This is a genomic window from Cellulosilyticum ruminicola JCM 14822, from assembly GCF_001311925.1.
GTDB classification, from domain to species: Bacteria; Bacillota; Clostridia; order Lachnospirales; family Cellulosilyticaceae; genus Cellulosilyticum; species Cellulosilyticum ruminicola.
Window position 1 is genome coordinate 13,188 of record NZ_BBCG01000036.1, and the last position, 23,203, is coordinate 36,390.

General features: G+C 32.9%; 19 protein-coding genes and 2 pseudogenes. 20 read left to right on the forward strand and 1 reads right to left on the reverse strand.

What is annotated here, in order from left to right:
* Nucleotides 1–29: 29 nt before the first annotated feature.
* On the reverse strand, nucleotides 30–779 hold the full coding sequence (locus JCM14822_RS11925) for a DUF2225 domain-containing protein (RefSeq protein WP_306307340.1): 750 nt from the start codon (nucleotides 777–779) through the stop codon (nucleotides 30–32).
* Nucleotides 780–1,384: 605 nt separating this feature from the next.
* Between JCM14822_RS11925 and JCM14822_RS11930 the strand changes: the two are divergent.
* The 20 genes and pseudogenes from JCM14822_RS11930 (at nucleotide 1,385) to JCM14822_RS12020 (ending at nucleotide 23,152) form a co-directional block, all read left to right on the forward strand.
* Nucleotides 1,385–1,794: pseudogene (locus tag JCM14822_RS11930) on the forward strand (RrF2 family transcriptional regulator).
* Nucleotides 1,795–1,812: 18 nt separating this feature from the next.
* The gene (gene nifS / locus JCM14822_RS11935) at nucleotides 1,813–2,997 is read left to right on the forward strand and encodes a cysteine desulfurase NifS (protein WP_054742616.1); all 1,185 of its coding nucleotides are present in this window, start codon (nucleotides 1,813–1,815) and stop codon (nucleotides 2,995–2,997) included.
* 60 nt (nucleotides 2,998–3,057) lie between these two features.
* The gene (gene nifU, locus JCM14822_RS11940) at nucleotides 3,058–3,504 is read left to right on the forward strand and encodes a Fe-S cluster assembly scaffold protein NifU (RefSeq protein WP_054742617.1); all 447 of its coding nucleotides are present in this window, start codon (nucleotides 3,058–3,060) and stop codon (nucleotides 3,502–3,504) included.
* A gap of 5 nt (nucleotides 3,505–3,509) precedes the next feature.
* Nucleotides 3,510–4,595: a tRNA 2-thiouridine(34) synthase MnmA gene (mnmA, locus tag JCM14822_RS11945; RefSeq protein ID WP_054742618.1), complete on the forward strand. Its 1,086-nt coding sequence runs from the start codon at nucleotides 3,510–3,512 to the stop codon at nucleotides 4,593–4,595.
* 191 nt (nucleotides 4,596–4,786) lie between these two features.
* On the forward strand, nucleotides 4,787–6,454 hold the full coding sequence (locus JCM14822_RS11950; RefSeq protein WP_054742619.1) for a Na/Pi cotransporter family protein: 1,668 nt from the start codon (nucleotides 4,787–4,789) through the stop codon (nucleotides 6,452–6,454).
* 142 nt (nucleotides 6,455–6,596) lie between these two features.
* On the forward strand, nucleotides 6,597–8,282 hold the full coding sequence (locus tag JCM14822_RS11955; RefSeq protein WP_083461426.1) for a Na/Pi cotransporter family protein: 1,686 nt from the start codon (nucleotides 6,597–6,599) through the stop codon (nucleotides 8,280–8,282).
* 190 nt (nucleotides 8,283–8,472) lie between these two features.
* Nucleotides 8,473–9,504: a sugar-binding transcriptional regulator gene (locus JCM14822_RS11960; RefSeq protein ID WP_054742620.1), complete on the forward strand. Its 1,032-nt coding sequence runs from the start codon at nucleotides 8,473–8,475 to the stop codon at nucleotides 9,502–9,504.
* A 161-nt stretch (nucleotides 9,505–9,665) separates the two neighbouring features.
* On the forward strand, nucleotides 9,666–10,673 hold the full coding sequence (gap, locus tag JCM14822_RS11965) for a type I glyceraldehyde-3-phosphate dehydrogenase (protein WP_054742621.1): 1,008 nt from the start codon (nucleotides 9,666–9,668) through the stop codon (nucleotides 10,671–10,673).
* Nucleotides 10,674–10,909: 236 nt separating this feature from the next.
* Nucleotides 10,910–12,124, forward strand: a complete 1,215-nt coding sequence (locus JCM14822_RS11970) for a phosphoglycerate kinase (protein ID WP_054742622.1) — start codon at nucleotides 10,910–10,912, stop codon at nucleotides 12,122–12,124.
* Between the two features lie 258 nt (nucleotides 12,125–12,382).
* A pseudogene (gene tpiA / locus JCM14822_RS11975) lies at nucleotides 12,383–13,125 on the forward strand (triose-phosphate isomerase).
* Nucleotides 13,126–13,175: 50 nt separating this feature from the next.
* A complete protein-coding gene (gene gpmI / locus JCM14822_RS11980) occupies nucleotides 13,176–14,711 on the forward strand; it encodes a 2,3-bisphosphoglycerate-independent phosphoglycerate mutase (protein WP_054742623.1) in 1,536 nt (511 codons plus the stop codon).
* A 591-nt stretch (nucleotides 14,712–15,302) separates the two neighbouring features.
* Nucleotides 15,303–15,776 (forward strand): AraC family transcriptional regulator, encoded by a 474-nt coding sequence (locus JCM14822_RS11985; RefSeq protein ID WP_172674816.1) that lies wholly within the window; start codon nucleotides 15,303–15,305, stop codon nucleotides 15,774–15,776.
* Between the two features lie 84 nt (nucleotides 15,777–15,860).
* Entirely contained in the window at nucleotides 15,861–16,121 is a 261-nt protein-coding gene (locus JCM14822_RS11990; protein ID WP_054742625.1) for a hypothetical protein, read from the forward strand.
* 14 nt (nucleotides 16,122–16,135) lie between these two features.
* Nucleotides 16,136–16,360 (forward strand): hypothetical protein, encoded by a 225-nt coding sequence (locus tag JCM14822_RS11995; RefSeq protein WP_054742626.1) that lies wholly within the window; start codon nucleotides 16,136–16,138, stop codon nucleotides 16,358–16,360.
* Between the two features lie 639 nt (nucleotides 16,361–16,999).
* The gene (locus tag JCM14822_RS12005) at nucleotides 17,000–19,183 is read left to right on the forward strand and encodes a peptidase domain-containing ABC transporter (protein WP_054742628.1); all 2,184 of its coding nucleotides are present in this window, start codon (nucleotides 17,000–17,002) and stop codon (nucleotides 19,181–19,183) included.
* The gene (locus tag JCM14822_RS12010) at nucleotides 19,180–20,709 is read left to right on the forward strand and encodes an HlyD family efflux transporter periplasmic adaptor subunit (RefSeq protein ID WP_054742629.1); all 1,530 of its coding nucleotides are present in this window, start codon (nucleotides 19,180–19,182) and stop codon (nucleotides 20,707–20,709) included. The genes JCM14822_RS12005 and JCM14822_RS12010 overlap by 4 nt, the downstream gene beginning before the upstream one ends.
* A 19-nt stretch (nucleotides 20,710–20,728) precedes the next feature.
* A complete protein-coding gene (locus tag JCM14822_RS20970; RefSeq protein WP_172674817.1) occupies nucleotides 20,729–20,836 on the forward strand; it encodes a ComC/BlpC family leader-containing pheromone/bacteriocin in 108 nt (35 codons plus the stop codon).
* A gap of 288 nt (nucleotides 20,837–21,124) precedes the next feature.
* Nucleotides 21,125–22,651 (forward strand): radical SAM/SPASM domain-containing protein, encoded by a 1,527-nt coding sequence (locus JCM14822_RS12015; RefSeq protein ID WP_054742630.1) that lies wholly within the window; start codon nucleotides 21,125–21,127, stop codon nucleotides 22,649–22,651.
* Nucleotides 22,652–22,744: 93 nt separating this feature from the next.
* Complete coding sequence (locus JCM14822_RS20325) at nucleotides 22,745–22,918, forward strand: hypothetical protein (RefSeq protein ID WP_157047735.1); 174 nt, start codon at nucleotides 22,745–22,747, stop codon at nucleotides 22,916–22,918.
* 33 nt (nucleotides 22,919–22,951) lie between these two features.
* The gene (locus tag JCM14822_RS12020; RefSeq protein WP_054742631.1) at nucleotides 22,952–23,152 is read left to right on the forward strand and encodes a ComC/BlpC family leader-containing pheromone/bacteriocin; all 201 of its coding nucleotides are present in this window, start codon (nucleotides 22,952–22,954) and stop codon (nucleotides 23,150–23,152) included.
* Nucleotides 23,153–23,203 lie beyond the last annotated feature (51 nt).

Consider the following 23,203-nt stretch of genomic DNA (forward strand, 5'->3'; position numbering starts at 1 on the left):
ATAGGTATTCATAATAAGCTTATTTTATGTTAGTTGATTTTTAATTTAGTTTTTAAATCTAAAGCACGATTTTTGATACGAGGTGAAATTCCAGAAGCAACTAGAAGTGTCGAAAGATATTTTTTTGAAGTCTCCATATCACTTAATTTATAAGAAATGGCTGAGAGTAGGTACATAACAGTATGTTCATCAAAACCTAAAATAGGTAAAGTTTCATTTTCTAGAGTTTCAATAAAACCATCTAGTGCTTTCTTTAGAAAATGCTGCTCATTTTGAGAATCTTGTAATTCCCTATAAAGCCAAGCAATATGTAATGCAAGATAGGATTGCTCACCAATTTTACTTTTTTTAGTCATAGCTATAAGTAGGGCTAACTTATATTTGTGAATAGCTTCTTCAATAGTAGGATGCTCGGAAGGAGTAAGATTTTGTTTTTGAAGTGTAAAGAGTATATGCTTAAGCCATTCTTTTTGCTTAGGAAGTAATTTATCAAATGTTTTACTAAGAGAAGTATAGCAACAATGTGGACAAGTAATGACATTATATAATAGTGGATTGACAAGAGCATAATGAGTATACAAGTCATCATCAATATCGCGTGGTTGATTTTTACCTATACGAATGGTTTTAGATGTAAAATCTTTTTTGCACATAGGGCAGACGTAGGTTTTATCATAAAAAAAGTTTTTTGGATAAATCTTCAGAAATACAGTCAGACATAATAAACATCCTTTCTTAAAAAGAAGTATAGTTTTGAGGCAATAGAATGATATAATAATAGTATATTTATAATGTTATAATATTTTTTGGAAATTAAAAATGAATATTAACAATTTAATTTAAGATTATTAGGATAAAAAGTAACCAAATGGCCTATCTATTTCATACTATATATTAAGTAAGCAAAGAAATTAAAAATGGATGGAAGTAAAAGGAATATGATAATCTGAAGAAGAATTAGATTTGCTGAAATGAAATAATCTTATTTAAAATAATGGGTCAAGGGTTAAGAAAAGTTTTATATTCAAAAGATAGTCCTACTCCTTATGAACCGGCAAAGGAGCAGAAGTCACGGAAAGGTAGTATATTTGAACAAATATATTATTAAAATTCTGGACCCATTTAATTATATAAATAGCTTTATAGAGACTATGAGATATTCTATAAATAATAAAAATTATATGCGACATAAATTAATAATATGACGGTAGCCCAATAGTGCTACCGTTTTTAATTTTATCTATTGTAAAGTATTTCAGTATAGATACTTGACAAACAAAAAAGTGGGTGATATGCTACAAATATAATTCCTACGAAATAACTAGGAATTGAAGGGGTGAAAAAAATGAAACTATCAACTAAAGGGCGATATGGCCTACAAGCAATGGTTGATTTAGGTGTATATTCGAAAGAAAAACATATTTCACTAAAGAGCATAGCAGAACGATTGTCAATGTCTGAAAACTACTTAGAACAACTTATGGCACTACTTAAAAAAATAATCTCGTAATTAGTGTACGCGGCGCACAAGGGGGATATGCTTTGGCAAGGCCTGCTGAAGAGATTACTATTGGTGATATCTTAAGAGCGTTAGAAGGATCGCTTGCACCAACAGATTGTACCTGCGATGGGAATATCGTACACTGTGCAATGGATGGTCGATGTGTTACTAAGTCGGTTTGGGAAAAAATTAAACAAAGTATAGACAAAGTGGTTGACAGTATTACACTTAGTCAACTTATGGAAGATTACGAAAAAATTAATGAAAACACTTCACATATATATTGTATTTAACAAAAAGGAGATTAGAAAATGGAGCATATTTATTTAGATAATGCAGCGACAACACCTGTTAAACCAGAAGTCTTAGATGCAATGATTCCTTATTTTACACAAAATTTTGGAAATCCATCTAGCGTATACAAAATTGCACAAATTAATAAAAAAGCAGTTGATGAGTCAAGAGAAACAATAGCTAAAGCATTAGGTGCGCAAACAAATGAGATTTTCTTTACAAGTGGTGGAACAGAAGCTGATAACTGGGCAATCAAAGGTATCGCAGAAGCACATAAAGCTAAAGGAAATCACATCATCACAACTAAAATCGAACACCATGCAGTACTACACACATGTGAATTCTTAGAAAAACATGGTTACGAAGTAACATACTTAGATGTAAATGAAGATGGTTTAATTGACCTTAATGAGTTAGAAAGCGCAATTAAAGATACAACTATCTTAATTTCAGTAATGTATGCAAATAATGAGATTGGAACAATTCAACCAATTGCTGAAATCGGCGCAATTGCTAAAAAACACAATGTTTACTTCCATACAGATGCAGTTCAAGCAGTAGGGCAAGTAAAAATTGATGTTAAAGAACAAAACATTGACCTTCTTTCTTTATCAGGTCACAAAATTAATGGACCAAAAGGAATTGGTATCCTTTATATTAGGCGTGGACTTAAACTTGAAAACCTTATCCATGGTGGGGCACAAGAACGCGGAAGACGCGCAGGTACAGAAAATGTAGCTGGTATCGTAGGACTTGCAAAAGCTATGGAACTTACTTACACAAATTTCGATGCAAAAATTGAAAAACTTACAAAACTCAGAGATAAATTAATTGACGGTTTACTTGCAACTATTCCATATGCTAAATTAAATGGACACCGTACAATGAGACTTCCAAACAATGCAAACATTAGTGTAGAATTCGTAGAAGGTGAATCATTATTACTTTTACTTGATATGAATGGTATTGCGGCATCAAGTGGTTCAGCTTGTACATCAGGTTCACTTGATCCATCACATGTACTTTTAGCATTAGGTTTACCACATGAAAAAGCACATGGTTCTATTCGTTTCACATTTGGAGAAATGAATACAGAAGAACAAGTAGATTTTGTGCTTGAAAAAATGCCACAAATCGTAGATCGTATGAGACAAATGTCTCCTTTATATGAAGATTTCTTAAAACAAAAACAAGATAAATAATAGCGATAATAAAATTAGAGACAACAAGAGAAAACAACAAAATTATAAGAGGTGAAAATTATGTATAGTGAAAAAGTTATGGATCATTTCATGAATCCAAGAAACGTAGGGGAAATTGAAGACGCAAGCGGCGTTGGTACAGTAGGTAACGCTAAATGTGGCGATATCATGAAAGTATATTTAAAAATCGAAGATAATATTATTAAAGATGCTAAATTTAAAACATTTGGTTGTGGTGCAGCAGTAGCTACAAGTTCAATGGCTACAGAACTTGTAATTGGTAAAACAATCGAAGAAGCACTTAAAATTACAAACAAATCAGTAGCAGAAGCACTTGATGGACTTCCACCAGTAAAAATGCACTGTTCATTACTTGCAGAAGAATCACTTCATGCAGCACTTTGGGATTATGCTCAAAAAAATAATATTACTATTGAAGGATTAGAACCACCAGTAGCAGATGTTCATGATCATGATCAAGAACATAATGAGGAAGAAGAGGCTTAATATATATGAATGCAAATGCCAAAAAGAAAGTAGTAGTAGGCATGTCAGGAGGCGTTGATAGCTCTGTAACAGCCTATCTATTAAAAGAGCAAGGTTATGAAGTAATTGGAATGACTATGCAAATTTGGCAGGAGGATGCGCCAGAAGATCACGACGGGGGATGTTGTGGTCTTTCTGCCGTTGATGACGCGCGTCGTGTTTGTCAAAAGTTAGATATTCCACATTATGTTATTAACTTTAGAAGTGACTTTAAAAAGCATGTTATCGATTATTTCTTAAATGAATATCAACATGCACGTACACCTAATCCATGTATCGCATGTAATCGTTATGTAAAATGGGAATCAATGCTTCAAAAAGCACTTCAGATTGGAGCTGATTACATTGCTACAGGACACTATGCAAGAGTTGTTCAAGATGAGAAAACAGGACGTTTCACATTAAAACAATCTAAAACATTAGCTAAAGATCAAACTTATGCATTATATAATCTTACACAACGTCAATTAGAACATACATTAATGCCTTTAGGTGATTATACAAAAGATGAAGTACGTGCCATTGCTAAAGAAATCGGTCTTGCGGTAGCAACTAAACCAGATAGTCAAGAAATCTGTTTCGTACCAGATAATGACTATGCAAAATTCATTGAAGAACAAACTGGTAAAAAATCTAAACCAGGTAAATTCGTAGATAAAGATGGCAAAGTTGTTGGTGAACATAAAGGAATTATTCATTATACAATTGGTCAAAGAAAAGGTCTTGGGCTTTCTCTTGGAAAACCAGCTTTTGTTACAAGTATTGATCCAAAACAAAATATTGTAAACTTAGGCGATAATGCTGATTTATTTGATTACACAGTACGTGCTAACAAATTAAACTTTATGCCATTTGAAAAGCTTGAAGGTGAAATGAAATGCTGTGCTAAAATTCGTTATAGTCATGCACCACAACCATGTACAATTCGTATGATTGATGATGAGACAATTGAATGTGTGTTTGAAGAAAAACAACGTGCCATTACACCAGGACAAGCACTTGTTTTATATGATGGTGAAGAACTTATTGGCGGAGGAACAATTATTCTTTAATTGCTCTAAGCGTTATATGAAATATTAAGTGTAAAATAATACATTTATATAGAATAAATTCAATAAAAAGAGGTTACTTACAAAACTGATTTTGTAAGTAACCTCTTTTTATTTGCTTTATTTTACTCATAAAAAGTCATAGTTTGTGAAATATTAAAAGTTGTAGATAAAAATAATATTAGGAGGAAATTATGGTTGATTGGGTACAAATAGCACTGGGCTTTTTAGGCGGCTTTGGACTCTTCCTATTTGGAATGGAATATATGGGTGAGGGTCTCCAAAAAGTAGCGGGTAATAAAATGAAGAATTTATTAGGGGTATTAACGAGTAATCGCTTTTTAGGTGTATTAGTCGGTGCAGGAATTACAGCACTCATTCAAAGTTCATCAGCTACTACAGTAATGGTTGTAGGATTCGTAAATGCAGGACTTATGTCATTAAGACAAGCTGTAGGGGTTATTATGGGAGCGAACATAGGTACAACTATTACAGCTTGGATTGTAGCATTAGGAGAATGGACAAAGTACTTAAAACCAGCAGTTATTGCACCAGTATTTATTGTTGTTGGGGTTGTGATGATTAGCTTTGGTAAAAGTAAAAACATAAAAAATATTGGTCAAATAGCTTTTGGATTTGGTACATTGTTTTTAGGTCTAGAATCTATGAGTAATGCGGCAGACCCCCTTAGAGAATTACCACAAATAAAAGATGCATTTGTGACACTTGGACAGAATCTTATATTTGGGGTACTTGTAGGCGTTATTGTTACAGCCATTATTCAAAGTTCCTCTGCATCAGTTGGTATTTTGCAAGCTTTAGCCACAGCAGGACTTGTACCATGGAATTCGGCTATTTATATTATTATGGGGCAAAATATAGGAACATGTATCACGGCTATTCTTTCAAGTATAGGGGCGAGTACTAATGCTAAAAGAGCTGGAGTAATTCACTTTTTATTTAACTTTATAGGTTCCGTAGCTTTTACAATTATTGCATTTTTAGTATTTACTTTTGCATTACCTAGACTTGGTACAAGAAATATTGGTCTTACTGAAATTAGTATTGTACACACCGTGTTTAATATATTAAATACTATTGTTCTTTTCCCTTTCGGTAATGTATTAGTTAATTTAGCAGAGTTAATTGTACGAGATGGCAATGAATCAAATCCTTCACTGTTACAGCATTTAGATGATCGTATTCTAGAAACACCATCATTTGCATTAGAAAATGCAGCCAAGGAAGTAATGCGTATGGGAAGACTTGCACAAACTAATGTGCAAACTGCTATAGATGGTTTGTTTGATAGAGATAGTAAAAAAATAAATTTAGTATTTGAACAGGAAAAAACGATTAATGCCTTACAACAAGGTATTAATGATTACTTAATTAAATTAACCCATACTAATCTTTCGGAATCTGAGAATTATATGGTGACTTCACTTTTTCATACTGTAGGTGACATTGAAAGAGTAGGGGATCATGCAGAAAATATTGCTGAGTTAGCTGATGAGATGATTAAACAAAGCCTTAAGTTTTCAAATGTAGCACAGAAAGAAATTAAGGAAATAAGTGGAAAAGCGAATCAATGTTTTGAACTGGCACTCAAGGGATATGCAGAGCAAAATGAACAGGTGGCAAGAGAAGCAATTCCTTGTGAGAACTATGTGGATAAGTTAGAGGAGAGATATCGCACAAAGCATATGAAACGATTAGCAGAAGAGCTATGTGACCCAAGGGCTGGTATAGTTTTTTTAGATATGCTAAGTAACGTAGAACGTATTTCAGATCATGCCCTTAATATTGCACAAAGTGTACTCAATAAAAATAAATATATGATAAATGATGATGGTAGATAATTGTATAAAAATGGAAGAATATTAAGTATAGAGAAAAAAATAACACTTATAAAAAATATCTAATAGGTTAAATATTACTTGTTAATAAAAAAAGATGATGCTAAAATAAGTCTGTATGCAAAATTATCTTGGGAGGATTATAATGAATGAGATAAACTGGCTTAATGTAGCACTAAGCTTTTTAGGAGGTTTTGGTCTCTTTCTCTTTGGTATGGAATACATGGGAGAAGGATTACAAAAAGCAGCCGGTAGCAAGATGAAAAACTTATTAGGTGTACTTACAAATAATAGATTATTAGGTGTTTTAGTTGGTGCGGGAGTTACTGCATTAATTCAAAGTTCATCAGCTACTACAGTAATGGTTGTAGGATTTGTAAATGCTGGCCTTATGTCACTTAAACAAGCTGTAGGTGTAATCATGGGAGCTAATGTTGGTACAACAGTAACAGCATGGATTGTATCACTTGGTGAATGGACGAGTTTCTTAAAACCGGCAGTACTTGCACCAATATGTATTATTATTGGAGTTGTTTTAACTATGTTTGCTAAAAGACAACACATTAAACATATTGGACAGATTTTATTTGGATTTGGGGCCTTATTCCTAGGTTTAGAGACAATGAGTACAGCAGCAGAACCACTTAGTGGATTAGAAGAAGTACGTAATTTATTTGTTATTTTAGGAAGTAACCCTATTTTAGGAATTATAACAGGTGCGATAGTAACAGCGGTTATCCAAAGTTCCTCTGCATCAGTTGGTATTTTACAGGCGTTAGCTATAGCAGCACTTGTACCATGGAATTCAGCAATTTATATTATATTAGGACAAAATATAGGAACATGTATTACAGCTATTCTTTCTAGTATTGGTGCTAGTAAAAATGCTAAAAGAGCAGCAACAATTCACTTCCTATTTAACTTCTTAGGTTCAGTAGTATTTGCAATTATTGCTTTTATTGGCTTTGGTTGGATTGCGCCAAACCTTGGTTCACAAACTATTGACGTTACGCAAATTAGTATTGTGCATACTATATTTAACATTATGAATACAGTTTTATTATTCCCATTTGCAGGAATACTTGTAACTTTAGCTGAAACAATCATCACAGGTAAAGATGATTTAGATGAAGGTGAACTTAAACATCTTGATGAACGTATTTTAGAAACACCATCATTTGCAGTTGAAAATGCTGTAAAAGAAGTTGTACGTATGGGAAATATTGCACTTCAAAATGTACAAGCAGCTAAAGAAGCATTGTTTGAAGAAAATGAGAAAAAAATTGAAGAAGTATTTGAACGAGAAAAAGTTATTAACCAACTACAACATGGCATCAATCACTATCTTGTAAAACTAACAAATACAACAATTTCGGAGAAAGAACATACTATTGTAACAGGGCTTTTCCATACAGTAAGTGATATTGAACGTGTAGGAGATCACGCTGAAAACTTAGCAGAACTTGCACAAAACTTAATCGAACAAGAATTAAGCTTCTCAGATAAAGCGAAACAAGAACTTCAAGAAATTATTGAAACAGCTACAAGCTGTTTTGAAATGTCAATGCGTGCCTATGAATTTAGTGACAAAGCTATTGCACAAAAAGCATTACCAATTGAAGATAAAGTAGATAGAATGGAAACAAAATTACGTTCAAGACATATGAAACGTTTAGCAGATAATACATGTAACTCAGTTGCAGGTATTGTATTCTTAGATGTAGTAAGTAATGTAGAACGTATTTCAGATCATGCGTGTAATATTGCACAGACAATATTAGATGACAATAAATCATTAACATCAGAAGATGTTAACTATTCAACATTTTAATTAAATGTAAGCAGTCTTATAAAAAATATAAGGCTGTTTTTTTGTATAAAATAAATTTTTATATGTAGTTTACAAAGAAAGTAAAAAAATAAGAAAAAGAGGTTGCGTAATTAGTAAAAAGTGGATACAATAAGGTGGTGGGACAAAAAAGTAATAGATGGGACAAAAATGTACCCGAGGAGTATGAGCAATGCAAAGTATAGTAAATGCCTTAGAGAGGTTACTTCCAGAAGGTCTGGAAATGTTTAAAGGACGCTATAGGCTTTTGCAAACCATTATGCAAAATGAGCCGGTTGGTAGAAGAACACTGGTAAATCTACTAAACATATCAGAACGCACAGTTCGTGGTGAAGTGAATCAGTTGTTTCAAAATGGGCTTGTTGAGATCTCTCCAATGGGTATAAGTATTACATCACAAGGGGAAGATGTATTAAATTCATTATATACAGTCATTCATGAGTTAGAAGCAACAAATCGCTTAGAAAGAGATATTGAAGCTTTGTTTGAACTTAAAAAGGCTATTGTTGTAAAAGGCAATATGGATGAGAATGAAGAGATAAAAAATGAATTAGGTGTAGCTTGTATGAGCATACTAGAGCATGAGCTTAAAGATGATTGCACAGTAGCGATTACAGGAGGCACAACCATTGCACATATGGTTGCATCGATGCCGAGGCAAGGAGTTCGCTTTGATAACTTAAGAGTCATTCCTGCTAGAGGAAGTGTAGGGCAGCGTGCAGAGTTACAAGCACATACGATTGCTGTAGAATTAGCTAAAAAGCTTTGTGCAGCTTATGAGTTATTAGCGATTCCTGATAATCTTAGTAATCAATCTATTAGCCTAATAAAAAGTGAACCACAAATACAAAATTTATTGCAAAAAATTGCAAAAACAGATATTATAATATTTGGAATTGGCAATGCTCTTAAAATGGCAGAACGTCGCAATGAACCTTTAGTTGTTCTAAAACATTTAGAGGAAAAGCAAGCAGTTGCAGAATCATTTAGACATTATTTTAACAAAGAAGGTGAAGTCGTGTATGCCACAGGATCTATTGGTGTAGAACCTGATATTGCTAGGAAGATTCCAGTGAGAATTGCTGTAGCAGGAGGAGAAAGTAAAGCAGATGCCATTATGGCAACAAGTACTTTACTTAAAGGGAGTTATCTTATATTAGATGAGGGAGCAGCAAAAAAAATACTTACTACTTGTGAAAAATAACTAAGAACATAAAATTATAGTGATGGTTAAAAATTTCACTTTTAAAAATTAATAATAAGTGGTAAAATGAAACAGGTATCATGTCGCCACTATTGGTACATACTAATAATGGCGATTTGAATATATAAAATCAAAAGATATTTTTTAAGGAGGAACCAATAATGGCAGTAAAAGTAGCGATTAATGGATTTGGACGTATTGGACGTCTTGCTTTCAGACAAATGTTCGGAGCAGAAGGTTATGAAGTAGTTGCAATCAACGACTTAACTAACCCAGCAATGTTAGCACACTTATTAAAATACGACTCTTCTCAAGGTAAATACAACGGTACAGTTGAAGCTAAAGAATCTTCAATCGTTGTAAACGGAAAAGAAATCAAAATTTATGCAGAAGCAGATGCTAACAACCTTCCATGGGGAGAATTAGATGTAGACGTAGTACTTGAATGTACAGGTTTCTATGTATCTAAAGCTAAATCTCAAGCACACATCAATGCGGGTGCTAAAAAAGTTGTTATTTCAGCTCCAGCTGGAAACGACCTTCCAACAATCGTATTCGGTGTAAATCAAAATACATTAACAAAAGAAGATACAATCATTTCTGCAGCTTCTTGTACAACAAACTGCTTAGCTCCAATGGCTAATGCACTTAACAACTTAGCACCAATCAAATCTGGTATCATGGCAACAATCCATGCTTATACAGGTGACCAAATGGTACTTGATGGTCCACACAGAAAAGGTGATTTCAGAAGAGCTAGAGCTGCTGCTGTAAACATCGTTCCTAACTCAACAGGTGCTGCTAAAGCTATCGGTTTAGTTATCCCAGCATTAAACGGAAAATTAATCGGTGCTGCACAACGTGTTCCAGTTCCAACAGGTTCAACAACAATCTTAACAGCTGTAGTTGAAGGAACAGTAACAAAAGAACAAATCAACGAAGCTATGAAAGCTGCTTCTAACGATTCATTCGGTTACACAGAAGAAGAATTAGTATCATCTGATATCGTTGGTATCACATACGGTTCATTATTCGATGCTACACAAACAATGGTAACTAACCTTGACAATGGTACATCTCAAGTACAAGTTGTTTCTTGGTATGACAACGAAAACTCATACACAAGCCAAATGGTTAGAACAATCAAATACTTCGCTGAACTTGCTTAATTTTTAAGTAATTATAGAAGGTATAAGATCCTAACAGGGTCCGGTCTTGTAGGTTAGACTTATAGGACCGGGCTCTTTTAATGTGAATAAATATAAATTTCAGCAAAGATAGTCTGAAATAGACTGTAGATGCTTAAAATAGTAAAAATATACATTAATAATTGATATTTTTACTTTTGTATATAACTCGTATAGAGTATAATTTTATTATCAAATATTGAAAGGAGTTTACAATTATGTTAAACAAAAAAACAGTTGATGATTTAACAAATCTTCAAGGTAAAAAAGTATTAGTACGTTGTGACTTCAACGTGCCATTAAAAGAAGGCGTTATCCAAAACTACAACCGTATCGATGGTGCGCTTCCAACAATCAAAAAATTATTAGAACAAGGTGCAAAAGTTATCCTTTGCTCACACCTTGGTAAACCAAAAGGAGAAGCTCTTCCAGAGTTATCATTAGCTCCAGTTGCAGTTGCTCTTTCTGAAAGATTAGGATTAGACGTTAAATTCGTTAACGATCCACAAGTAACAGGTGCAGAAACACAAAAAGTTGCTGCTGAGCTTAAAGATGGTGAAGTATTATTACTTCAAAACACACGTTACAGAGCAGAAGAAACAAAATACGGTAAAGATGAAAATGCTGCTAAATATGCTGAAGAATTAGCTGCACTTTGCGATAACGAAGTATTCGTAAACGATGCTTTCGGTACAGCTCACCGTGCTCACTGTTCAAACGTTGGAGTAACTAAATTCTGTAAAGAAAACGTAGTTGGATACTTAATGCAAAAAGAAATCAAATTCTTAGGCGAAGCTGTAGAAAACCCAGTTCGTCCATTCGTAGCTATCCTTGGTGGAGCTAAAGTATCTGATAAAATTGCTGTTATCAATAATCTTCTTGAAAAAGTTGATACACTTATCATTGGTGGAGGTATGGCTTACACATTCCTTAAAGCTCAAGGACAAGAAGTTGGTAACTCTTTATTAGAAGAAGATAAAATGGATTACGCTTTAGAAATGGTTAAAAAAGCTGAAGAAAAAGGTGTAAAACTTTTACTTCCAGTTGACCACGTTGTTGGTAAATCATTTGCTAACGATACAGAAAAAGCAACAGTTGAAACAATTGAAGCTGGTTGGTCAGGATTCGATATCGGACCAAAAACAATCGCTATGTACAAAGAAGCTCTTGAAGGAGCTAAAACAGTTGTATGGAATGGACCAATGGGTGTATTCGAATTTGAAAACTTTGCTGCTGGTACTCTTGCAGTATGTGACGCAGTTGCTAACCTTGAAGGTGCAACAACAGTAGTTGGTGGAGGAGACTCTGTAAACGCTGTTAAACGTCTTGGATTCGCTGACAAAATGTCACACATTTCTACAGGTGGTGGTGCATCACTTGAGTTCTTAGAAGGTAAAGAACTTCCAGGTGTAGCTGCTGCTGACAACAAATAATTTAATTCATTAATCTAGTTAATGAAATCATTTAGCTCATTTATGAGTTCATAAATGAGCTAAAAAGTAAATTTTAAAATTTATTTTTGTAAAATAGAAATATCTTATTATATATCAAACCCGTAAATAGGAAAAAGTTAAGGTACGTAGTGTGCAGTTATAATGAATAAACGCCAATTTATTCATAGGGAATTATAATGGAATTAACTTTATAATATATTATGGGGATTACAAAAAGATTTAAAGGAGTGTTTTTAAATGCGTAAAAAAATCGTAGCAGGAAACTGGAAAATGAATATGACTCCAGCTAAAGCTGTAGAATTAATTAATTCATTAAAAAATGAAATCAACACAACAGACGTAGACGTTGTTGTATGCCCACCTTTCGTATGCCTTCCAGCTGTACTTGATGCAGTAAAAGGTACAAACATCGCTGTAGGTGCTCAAAACATGCACTTTGAAGAAAGTGGTGCTTTCACAGGTGAAGTCGCTCCAAGCATGTTAGTAGAACTTGGTGTTAAATATGTAGTACTTGGTCACTCAGAAAGAAGACAATACTTCGCTGAAACAGACGAAACAGTGAACAAAAAAGTATTAAAAGCTATCGAACATAACTTAGTACCAATCATCTGTGTTGGTGAAAGTTTAGCTGAAAGAGAACAAGGTGTAACAATCGATCTCGTTCGTCTTCAAACAAAAATTGCTTTTAAAGATGTAAAAGCTGAAGATGCTAAAAATGTTGTAATTGCTTACGAACCAATCTGGGCAATCGGAACAGGTAAAACAGCTACATCTGCACAAGCTGAAGAAGTTTGCGCAGCATCAGAACTGTAGTTGCAGAAGTTTATGGACAAGAAGTAGCTGATGCAGTACGCGTTCAATACGGCGGTTCAGTAAACGGTGGAAACGCTAACGAATTATTCAACATGGGTAATATCGATGGTGGTCTTGTAGGTGGGGCTTCTCTTAAAGCAGAATTCGCATCAATCGTAAACTACTAAGATTTAAAAAGGTAACTTTCGTAGTCTAAGTATTAGATAGGAGAATAAAAATGAGTAAACAAACAACATTATTACTCATCCTTGATGGATTTGGTATCAATGAAAAGATGGAAGCAAATGCAGTAGCAGGTGCTAACAAACCTAACATTGATGCAATTATGGAAAAATACCCAACTGTAAAAGGTTATGCTAGTGGAATGGCTGTAGGTCTTCCAGATGGGCAAATGGGTAACTCAGAAGTAGGACACCTTAACATGGGTGCTGGACGTATTGTATATCAACAACTTACAAGTATTACAAAAGCAATCCAAGATGGTGACTTCTTCAAAAACGAAGCATTAGTAAACGCTATGAACGTTTGCAAAAAAAATAACAGTGCACTTCACTTATTTGGTTTATTATCAGATGGTGGTGTACACAGCCACATTGAACACCTTTATGGTCTTCTTGAAATGGCTAAAAGAGAAGGTCTCGAAAAAGTATTCGTACATGGTTTCTTAGATGGACGTGATACACCTCCTGTATCAGCTAAAGAATTCATGGAAGCACTTGTAGCTAAAATGAATGAAATCGGTGTAGGTAAAGTAGCATCTATTTCTGGTCGTTACTATGCAATGGACCGTGACAATAGATGGGACCGTGTAGAAAAAGCTTATAATGCAATTGCTTTAGGTGAAGGCGAAAAAGCAACAGATCCAGTACAAGCTATTGCTGATTCATATGCTAAAGAAGTTAACGATGAATTCGTGATGCCAACTGTAATCACAGAAAACGGCGAAGCAATCGGTAAAATTTCTTCAGATGATAGCGTAATCTTCTTCAACTTCAGACCAGACCGTGCTCGTGAAATGACAAGAGTATTCACTGATTCTGAATTTGATGGATTCAAGAGAGAACAACTTGGATGTGCATTCACAACATTCACACAATATGATGTAACATTACCTGTTACAGATGTATGTTTCAAACCAGAATCACTCACTAATACATTTGGTGAGTACTTAGCTAAAAATGGTAAAACACAACTTCGTATCGCTGAAACAGAAAAATACGCTCACGTAACATTCTTCTTCAACGGGGGTTCAGAAGAACTTAACGAAGGTGAAGATCGTATCTTAGTACCTTCTCCAAAAGTAGCAACTTATGATTTACAACCAGAAATGAGTGTATATGAAGTTGCTGATAAATTAGATGCTGCTATCCGTAGTGGTAAATATGATGTAGTAATCTGTAACTTCGCTAACCCAGATATGGTTGGTCATACAGGTGACTTAGCTGCAGCTCAAAAAGCCATCGAAGCTGTAGATAAAGCAGTTGGTCAAGTAATCACTGCTATTGAAGAAACAAATGGTTATGCATTTATCTGTGCTGATCATGGTAATGCTGAACAAATGATCGATTACTCAAATAACGAACCATTTACAGCACACACAACAAATCCAGTACCATTCATCCTTGTTAATTACAAAGAGGGTGTAACACTTAAAGAAGGCGGTAAACTTGCAGATATCGCGCCAACTTTACTTGAAATGATGGGTATGGAACAACCAGCTGAAATGTCAGGTGAATCTTTATTAGTAAAATAATTTGAATAGGTACAGCTTAAATTGGTAGGAGATAAAAATCCTTTTGATTCATTCATACTATTACACACACTCTTTGAATAATGAAACAAAAATAATGCAACCTTAAGTTTACTATTACACACACACTTAAAACTTAAAATGCATTTAAAAACAAAAAAGTACTTATACTAATTATGTTGCAACAAGCAGTCTATGAAGGGCTGTATTAACACTTGGAACTGTTAACAAATAGCAACAAGCAATAAAAGATAGACAATGACAACAAATTTAATAACCATCCTTGGGTGCTTTGGTTAGCTCTTGAAGTACTCAAAGTAAATCGTAAACGAAGTAGTGGATTAGCTACCCACTACAGGAAACATATGCATATTTTACGTAAAACCTCTATAGGCCCGACGGGGACTATAGAGGTTTTTTATATTTTCACTTAAGGTTAAAAATTAAAAAATTCTATAAGAAATGCTGAAAACAATAATTGGATATTATATAATAATATAAAAATAAAGAATAAACATAAAATAATTTAAATTTAAAAAATTAAGAAAGGAAAAGTATGTATATTTAATTTTAAATATGTCATACAAGATAACTATGGAGATAAAAGAAAGTCAAGAATTAATTTTAGAGAATGTATTATCACTAAGGAAAAAGATGACACAGCTTGAGATGCAGCAAGAAATGATAGAAATCCAAAAGTTTATAAATGAGATGGGGATTAAAGTAAATGGTCCAATTACAACTGCAACATATTTTGTTGAGCAGACAGCTGATGGGGTAGTGATGGATCTTGAAATTATTGTTCCATTAGATAAGAAGATAGAATTATCTTGTAAATATAAATTTAAGCCTATTATTAAAATTGTAAATGCATTAAAAATAACACATCAGGGAAATCCTAACAGATTAAATGACACTATTAATAAGTTAAATCAATATATATATGAAAAGCAAAAACAAGTTATTACACCTACATATAATGTTACTGTAAAAAATGTAAGTGACCCTAAAGATATTGAAGATGTAGTTATGGATATTTATGTGGGTTGCAGTCCTTGTATATTATAAGAGAAAGTAATTATTTTTAGGTATCTACTTATACTTGTGTACGGAGTATAAGACGATATAAATAAATTAAAGTGGAGGTATGTTATGAATAATGCAGCATGTATTTCTAATAGTATTTTTTGTGAGTTAAACGATTTAGAAATGTTAATGATTGACGGAGGTGCAAATATAGCAGACTATGCAGCAGCAGTTGGCGGTGTATATAGTGCAGCTGTCAGTGTAGGTGCAATGGGCTGGGTTGGTGCAACTGCAGCAGCAGTATGTACAGCACCTGTAGTTGCTGGATCAGCAGCAGTTGTAGGCGTTTTATGTGCAGGATATGGTGTATATTGTTTATTTAAATAATAGGAGGGATAATGATGAATCAATTTATTAATCTTAATCAAGAAGAACTTGAGTTTATTGATGGAGGAGTAGACGGTAATTATCTCTTTGCAGGTGCTGTATTTGCAGCAGTAGGAGTAGGATGTCTTGCAGCAGCAACAGGAATAGGTGCACCAGTAGGAGCAGCTTTGGTAGCGTATGCAGGTTCTTGGGGGCTTGCAGGAGGCGTTACATGTGGAACTATTGGATTAGTTAAATAATATTTGCTGTGAATAACTACATACAGCTAAAAGTTTAATGAAATAAGGCTTTAAAAGTGTAAACTTATATGAATTTAAAGTAGAGCTTTTAAAGCTTTATAAATACCTAATATTTTAAATAGGAGGAAAAGAATGTTAATTTTATCTGTAATTTATGCCATTCTAGCATTCATAACAACTTATTATATTTTTAAGAATAAGGTAAAACTATATGCTATGATTGTACCGATTTTTATTTGCTTAATTATAATTTGGGCCAATTTATTATCGAATATAGGGATATTTGGTTTGGGAGGAATTATTTATTTTATATGTTTATTTATAAAGAAAAGAATATGAAAATATCATTTAATAATATTAAATAAGTAGAGCTGTAAGTAAGAAACTTATAGCTCTATTTATTTAATATTATTAAATAATGAACGAATTTTTTTAAGAGTTTTTTGGTTAATTTAATAAAAAATTTAAAATAATATAAAATATTGAAAAAAAATTAGTTTTATTATACAATAAATATGTACTAACTAGTATATTTTTTGGAAGGAAATTTGAAATTTTATTTTTATTAATATAAATAAATTATAATGAATAGCTCACAAAATTAGTGTAAACATAAAAGCAGAAGAAAGGAGAATAGATATGGCGAAATACCATTGCATTAAACAATACGATATAACCGATTGTGGTGCAGCATGTTTGGCTACTATATGTAAGCAGTATGGTCGTAGTATGCCTATAACTAAAATAAGGGAAGCTGCAGGAACGGATACTCAGGGAACTAATGCTTATGGAGTTATCAAAGCTGCTGAACAACTAGGCTTTAGTGCTAAAGGGGTAAAAGGAAATGAGGAAGCTTTCTTTAGCGAATTTCCATTACCAGCTATAGCTCATGTTGTAGTCGATGGTGCATTGTTGCATTATGTAGTTGTGCATGAAATTAGTAAAAAGGAAATAATTATAGCTGATCCAGCAAAGGGAATTGTGAAATATAAACCAGAAGATTTCTTTAAACTTTGGACTGGCGTACTTATATTAATGGTACCTAGCCAAACTTTTAAGAAAGGAAAAGAAACAAAGGGGCTGTTTGAACGATTCTTTTACCTGTTATTGCCTCAAAAAGGCTTATTAATGCAGGTTTTTCTGGCATCACTCATTTATACTGTATTAGGTATATTGGGCGCGTTTTATATGCAAGAGCTTCTAGACAATATATTACCGTATGGCCTTATGAAGTCATTACATGTATTGTCTCTTGGAATAATAGGTCTCTATATTTTCCAAGTATTATTAAATGGTTTTAGGACACATTTGTTATTGTATTTAAGTCAACGATTAGATATTGCCTTATTACTTGGATATTATGAACATGTTTTAAAATTACCTATGAATTTCTTTGGAACAAGAAAAGTAGGTGAAATCATTTCTCGTTTTCAAGATGCAGGGCATGTTAGGGATGCAATATCAGGTGCAACGCTTACAATTATGATTGATACACTTATGGTGTTAGTAGGCGGTATTATACTCTATATGCAAAATAATTTGTTATTTGGCATTACCTTTATTATTGCAATATTATATGCTGCAATCGTATTTGGCTTTAATAAAGCCTTAAAAAAGGGTAATGAAAAGGAAATGGAAGATAATGCACAGTTAACTTCTTATCTTGTAGAATCTTTAAATGGTATTCAAACAGTAAAGGCATTTAATGCAGAACGTAGAGTTAATTTAACAACTGAAACTAAGTTTATTAAATTACTTAGAAGTATCTTTAAATTAACATTAACAACTAATATACAATCCATATTAAAGCATGTAATAGAGCTTTTAGGTGGTGTTGTAATCTTATGGGTAGGGGCTTATCAAGTTTTAAAAGGTAATATGACTGTAGGGTGCTTGATTACATTTAACTCATTATTAGCGTACTTCTTAACACCTATGCAGAACCTTATTAATTTACAACCAGAACTTCAAACAGCTATGGTTGCAGCAGAACGTTTAGGAGAAATCTTAGACTTAGAATTAGAGTGTGATGAAAATGAAGAAAAACGTATTGCACCAAGTAAATTCGAAGGTGAGATTGTATTAAAGGATGTAGACTTTAGATATGGTACAAGACAACTGATTCTTAAGAAAATTAATATGGAAATTAAGAAAGGTGAGAGAATAGCATTAGTAGGTGAAAGTGGTTGTGGAAAGACTACTTTAGTTAAACTTTTGCTAAATTTCTATTCACCAGAGAAGGGACAAGTACTTATTGATGGAAATAATATTTTAGATATTAAGAAAGAAGCGTTAAGAGAACATATTGCCTATGTGCCACAAGAGACTTTCTTATTTAGTGGGACAATTTTAGAGAATCTTTCACTAGGACTGGATCATGAAGATATGGAAGAAATAGTAGAAGCTGCTAAGATGGCAAGGGCCCATGATTTTATTAATGAATTACCACTTAGGTATAATACATATCTTGAAGAAAATGGTGCTAACCTTTCAGGTGGACAAAGGCAGAGACTTGCAATAACAAGGGCTATTCTTAAAAAACCTGATATCTTAATTTTAGATGAAGCGACAAGTAACCTAGATTCTATTACAGAAGCTGCTATTGAAAGTACAATTAATACATTTAGTAAAGGTATGACAACGATTATTATTGCTCACCGTCTAAGTACCATTAAGCGTTGTGATACAATTTATGTTATGGATAAAGGTGAAATCATTGAACAAGGCACACATGAAGAGCTTATTCATAGTGGTGGCAGATATCAAAAATTATGGCAAGAACAATTACCTGATATCGATGAAAGTGTGGTGAAGGAAGCATGAAACCTATCATTAAGGACATAAGAGAAATTACCGACAGTAAGGAAATGTATGAAAGTAAACCACATCCTTTCTTAGCAATTTTCATTTATACAGTACTTGCACTGATTATTATAGCAGGTATATGGGCGTATTATGGTGAAATAGATATTGTTTCAAAAGGTACAGGAGTTGTACGTCCAAATGAAAATTTAAGTAGTATACGCAATAAAGTTAGTGGCGAAGTAGAGTATACTGATTTGGTAGAAGGTAAACGTGTAAAAAAAGGCGATATCTTATTTAAGATTAATCATGATGATTTGGATTTAAATCTTTTGAAGACACAAGGAGAATTAGATGAATTAAAAACACAAAAAGCAAGGCTTACAAAGTTGAAACAAAGTGTTGAACAAGGTGAAAATCTATTTTCTCCAGAAAAGGAAAAAGAAGATTATGAGCGCTATGTAAAGTATGAACAAGATTATGTAGATTTGAAACAGAAAAATAATATTGAATCTAGAAATGATAATATGACTATTAAAGAAACTGAAATTAGTAAATCCATATATAGTCAGCAAATAGCAGGATATGAAAAGGAAAAGAAAGAGCTTGAAGAATATAAAGCATCTGTTAATGCAGAGCAAAATTTATTTAGTAATTCATCTTGTGCAAATGCTTTAGCCTTTAAATCTTACCTATATGAAATAAAAAAAGCCCAGGCAGACATTAAAGAAAAACGAGAAACTTATAATCTTAATGCGTCATTAGAAGATGAAGGTTTAGGGGCAAAACAAGATTTAGAAAATGCCAAAATGGCAGTAGAATTAGCAGAAAATGAATTAGTTACATTAAAAACTAAAACACTTAATGAGATAGAAAGTCAAATAGAAGAGTTAAAGAGAAAGATAGAAACGGCTCAACAAGAGTCAAGAAAGTTGGTAGTAGACCCTGACTTAGTAAGTCAAAAAGGGCAACAAAGAGAACTTTCATTAAAAACATATAAGACTAATTATCTTATTGATTTATATGATCAAATAGAAGCTAATAAGCAATCTTATAAGACTAAAGAAAAGGAAGTAGAAGCAGCTACATTGAGTATTAAAAATTGTGAAATTAAAGCACCTATTGATGGGGTAATACATATAACGAATAAAATTACACAGGGAGACTTAATAACAGCTGGTGATCAGATTGCGACTATTATACCAGATGAAGATAGCTTATATACAATTGAAATTTTTGTGCCAAATAGTAAAATAGCAGGACTTAAAGTGGGAGATAAAATTAAATATAGATTTGATGCGTTATCTTATAAAGAGTATGGGGAACTTGAAGGTAAGATTACAAATATCTCAACTGACTCACAGGTTAATGAAGCAAATGGTACAAGTGGTTATATGGTAGAAGGTAGTATTGTAAATCAAACTGTATATAGCTATAAAGGAGAAGCAGCAGAAATTAAAGTAGGTATGAGCTGTGAAGCCCATGTTATCACAGAGCAAAAGAAGATTTTATATTATTTACTTGAAAAGATTAATTTAAAGGATTAAGCAAAGAAAGAAGAAGTTGTTGGGGGATATCAAAGAAAGAGGGGGATTTAAAATGAATCAATTTACAGAGTTTTCAACAACAGAATTAATGGAAATCAACGGTGGTGGCAAATGGAAAAACTTTTAGGTTAAAGTTAGAAAATTTATGACTAAACCATGGGAGATTTTTTCTTAAATAGGATTGTAGGCAATTGTTTCAGCTATGGAAATGGTTGCTAAGAAATAAGTAGTAATCGATTTACATATCAGATGTAGCGTGGATTACATTGATATGATTCTAGGGATATAGGATAATTCATATCCCTAGAATATTGTTAGATCTCCTAAGAAAATATTTACATAGGGTAATTTTCTGAAAATATTTTTCTAGGAGATTTAATAATATTAAATTTACTAAAGAAAAGGGGAGATATATATGGAATATATGCCAACTACTGCAGTATGGGAAGTAACTATGGGGTGTAATATGCAATGTAAACATTGTGGGTCAAGATGTAAAGAGCCTTTACCAGATGAATTAACAACGGAGGAAGCACTTGATTTATGTGATCAAATAGGAGATTTAGGTCTTCAATGGATTACACTTTCAGGGGGGGAACCTTTAACAAGAAAAGACATTTGTCAGCTTATTGCAAGACTAAGACAGAATAATGTTATTCCTAACATTATTACTAATGGATGGTTATTAACAGAAGAGATGTTAGATCAACTTTTAGAGGCTGGTGTGGGAAGTTTAGCAATCAGTATTGATGGATTAGGGGAAAAACATGATTATATGAGAAGACCTGGTTCATTTGAAAGAGATATGAAAACTTTAGAGCTCATGGATAGAAAAGGTGCAACAACTGCGGTTATTACAACAGTAACAAAAGGAAATATCAATGATTTAGAAGAAATGTATCAAGTATTTAAAGAAAAGAATGTTAAACTATGGCAATTACAAATTGGATTGCCTATGGGGAATTTAAAAGATCAAAGTGATTTAATCATGGATCCAGAACAAGTAGAAGATTTATTAGACTTTATGTATAGCAAGTTAAATCAAGGAGAAATGAAAGTATATCCAGCAGACTGTGTAGGTTATTATACAGATAAAGATAGTATATTACGTGGTATGATTTTAGGATATGATGAACCAGTTGTTTGGTCAGGATGCGGTGCTGGTAAACATGGATTTGGTATTCTTCAAAATGGCGAAATTTTAGGATGTACTTCTATTCGTGATAGAGATTTCATAGAAGGAAGTATTAGAGAAAGATCCCTTAGAAGTATATGGGAAGATGAAGAAAGCTTTAGTTGGTCTAGAAAGATGAGTAAAGATAAACTTAGTGGCCAATGTAAAGAATGTATGCATGGTGATACTTGTTTGGGTGGATGTTCAAATACAAGAATCACAATGCAAGGGGATGTATATGGCGAAAATGAATATTGTGCGTATTCATTAAGACTTAAAAAATGTAGCAAGATTATAGAACAAAAAGAAGACAAAGAAGAATTATTAGCTACAGCTTATGGACTTGCAAAAACAGGAGAATATGAAGTGGCAAAAATAGTTGCAGAAAAATTAGAAGCATTAGGAGAAACATCAAACGACTTTTATTCTGTAGCTGGATTTATATATTTTACTTTAGGAAAATATGAAAAATCATTAGCATATAATGAAGCCGTGCTTAAAGTAGATCAGGCAGATACATATGCCAAAAAAGGAAAAGGTCTATGCCTTTGTAAAATGAATCAAGTAGAAGAGGGATTAAGATATATTGAAATGGCTGCTAATGAAACATCAGCAGAAGATATGGAACCTTATGAAGATTGGATTGCAACTTTATGCGGTTTAGGTAATACAGAAGAAGCCTTAAGGGTATTTGAAAAAGCTGAAGAAAAACAAGCTGGATTTATCGAGAAACATCAAGAAACTTATGATTTACTTAAGGCGAATTAGGATATTATTATTTCATATAAATTATTTATACATCATTTTAAAGGGTAAAGCTATGAAATAAAGTATCAATATTATAAGAAGGGAGGATGTGTAATGAATAAAAAGACACAAGGCTTTGAAACTGCGACAGAAAAAGAGCTGCGTGATGTAATGGGTGGAAGTGTTAATCCATTATCTATAATTGCTATTCCAGTTGCATTATATGCAGTGACTCCATTGCCTATTTTAAATGGACTTGGGAAATTATTTAAGAAAAATAATTTGTAAAGGTAAACTAACTTATGTATAAGGGGGAAAAAAATGAAAAAGTTAAATCAATTTGAAACAGCAACAGAAAAAGAGTTACGTGAAGTAATGGGTGGTGCAGTTAGTGGTGAGTTATTTGGTGGTTTAGAAATGAAATATGGCGTAGCACCTAAATATGGTGTAATACTTAAATATGGAATAGCACCTAAATATGGTGTAATCTTAATGTATGGTGTATCACCTCTAGATAAATAATATATAATAAAAGGAGCACTAGTTATTTGAGATAACTAGTGCTTTTTTGTT